The following is a 2,037-nucleotide window of genomic DNA, read 5'->3' as shown; positions in this document are numbered from 1 at the left end:
TCTTGTTGAGTTCCCAAATACATTAGTGAGCCAATTAAAATAGATGCTGTTCCAACTGTAAATTTTCTTATTGAATATTTATTCAATTTATTTGATAGAAAATCTACTCTTTTATTTACCGGTCCTTTCTTATCTCTCATTTGCATACTCCTTTTTCCATATTTTCCACTTTACTTACAGTGAATTTACATGTAATTTTACAAATACAATAGGAGTTGCACAATGGAATATAACACTTATCTTTATAAAATTATTTTATATATTGAAACACTTAAAACAATCTACAAATAAAATTATTATTTTTAGTTTTCAATGAATAATTCATTCTTATCTGTTGGAAAAACCCATCAACTCAATAGCATTGAATTTCTAAAATAAAAAATACCTTAACGCATTTAAAAATACATTTAACTGCACCAAGATATTAAAATCTCGAAACATACTTTATGTTTCATTAATATTTATTTCACTCAAAAGATTTTTAATATAATTGTGTTGTTTTACAGAAACAACAATGATTACATTTCTACTATCATGTGGGTCTCTACATTTATTCAAGTAACCCTTTTTTGATAATTCTTTTACGCTTTTAACAATTCTAGATTGGTCTATACCGATATAACTTATAATGTCTCTCATAAAATATTTACCTTCATCATTTTTAAATACATCTAAATATGCTAATACTAAATAATTATCTAATGTAAGACAAAAATATTTTTTTAAATATTTACGCAGCTCATATGTAGTTAATACTCTTTTCATTAATTTAATATTGCTCTTGCTTTTCAAATCATTCATCAAGTCTTCATCCCTTACTTTTAATTGTCACGTCAAATAATATTTGTCTTTAACTAGTAATAACTCCAAATATATTTAGTTTGTGGTGCTAGCTATAAACACAAATGAATCATAACACTATATTTTGATTTTGTTCAATTGTTTTTATTTTTGGATAATAAATGAATTTGTCATTTGTTATTCCGTGATTTTTAGTTATTTATATTTTATATATATTATATATAAAAATATTTAGGTTAACATGTCTTCAAAAGAGATTGCTTTTATATTACTTTAAATAATATAAAGTATTGGGACATCAGAAAATAGTAGGAGAATGTAAGGTGGACTATCAAACTTTCGAAAAGGTCAATAAATTCATAAATGTAGAAGCGTACATATTTTTTCTCACTCAAGAGTTAAAGCAACAATATAAATTATCATTAAAAGAATTGTTGATATTAGCATATTTTTATTACAAAAATGAACACAGTATTTCACTAAAAGAAATCATTGGTGACATACTTTACAAACAATCTGATGTTGTAAAGAACATTAAGTCACTATCTAAAAAAGGATTTATAAATAAGTCTAGAAACGAAGCAGATGAACGCCGTATTTTTGTTTCAGTTACTCCAATACAACGTAAAAAGATTGCTTGTGTTATTAATGAGTTAGATAAAATAATTAAAGGATTTAATAAGGAAAGAGACTACATAAAATATCAATGGGCTCCAAAATATAGCAAAGAATTTTTTATACTTTTTATGAACATTATGTACTCAAAAGATTTTTTAAAATATCGATTTAATTTAACATTTCTTGATTTATCTATCTTATATGTAATATCATCTCGAAAAAATGAGATACTAAATTTAAAAGATTTGTTTGAAAGTATTAGATTTATGTATCCTCAAATTGTTAGGTCAGTTAATAGATTAAATAATAAAGGTATGCTAATCAAAGAACGATCCCTTGCAGATGAAAGGATTGTGTTAATCAAAATAAATAAAATACAATATAACACTATTAAAAGCATATTCACAGATACTTCCAAGATTCTCAAACCAAGAAAATTTTTCTTTTAAATTTAAACAGATTTACCTCTTGATAAAATAAATAAGCAATCATAATACTTCTCAATTTAGTATAAATAAAAATACATAATTAACTTTCTTTTGTTTTTATATTATTTCAATACCCTACTATATATCACAACACATAAATTAAGCATGACACTCATTCAATTTAGTTCAC

At 23.8% G+C, this 2,037-nt stretch carries 3 protein-coding genes; 1 reads left to right on the top strand and 2 read right to left on the bottom strand.

Features of this window, described 5'->3' with window-relative positions; genetic code table 11:
- Both IDG60_RS12110 and sarT read right to left on the bottom strand, forming a co-directional pair.
- Positions 1-140 (bottom strand): YSIRK-type signal peptide-containing protein (locus IDG60_RS12110; RefSeq protein WP_206160743.1); only part of this gene is annotated, 140 nt, incomplete at its 3' end.
- Between the two features lie 304 nt (positions 141-444).
- On the bottom strand, positions 445-801 hold the full coding sequence (gene sarT, locus IDG60_RS12105; protein ID WP_000998872.1) for an HTH-type transcriptional regulator SarT: 357 nt from the start codon (positions 799-801) through the stop codon (positions 445-447).
- A gap of 323 nt (positions 802-1,124) precedes the next feature.
- Here sarT and sarU point away from each other — a divergent pair, with 323 nt between their 5' ends.
- Positions 1,125-1,868, top strand: coding sequence for an HTH-type transcriptional regulator SarU (gene sarU, locus IDG60_RS12100; protein ID WP_000386367.1), 744 nt, complete (start codon positions 1,125-1,127; stop codon positions 1,866-1,868).
- Positions 1,869-2,037: the final 169 nt, after the last annotated feature.

Source organism: Staphylococcus sp. EG-SA-2 (genome assembly GCF_017152085.1).
The sequence above is the reverse complement of the archived record's forward strand: the minus strand, read 5'-3'. Positions and strand labels throughout refer to the sequence as shown.

Excerpts from the sequence above, each read along its gene's own strand:
- sarT (WP_000998872.1), bottom strand. The coding sequence starts at position 801 with ATGAATGATTTGAAAAGCAAGAGCAATATTAAATTAATGAAAAGAGTA.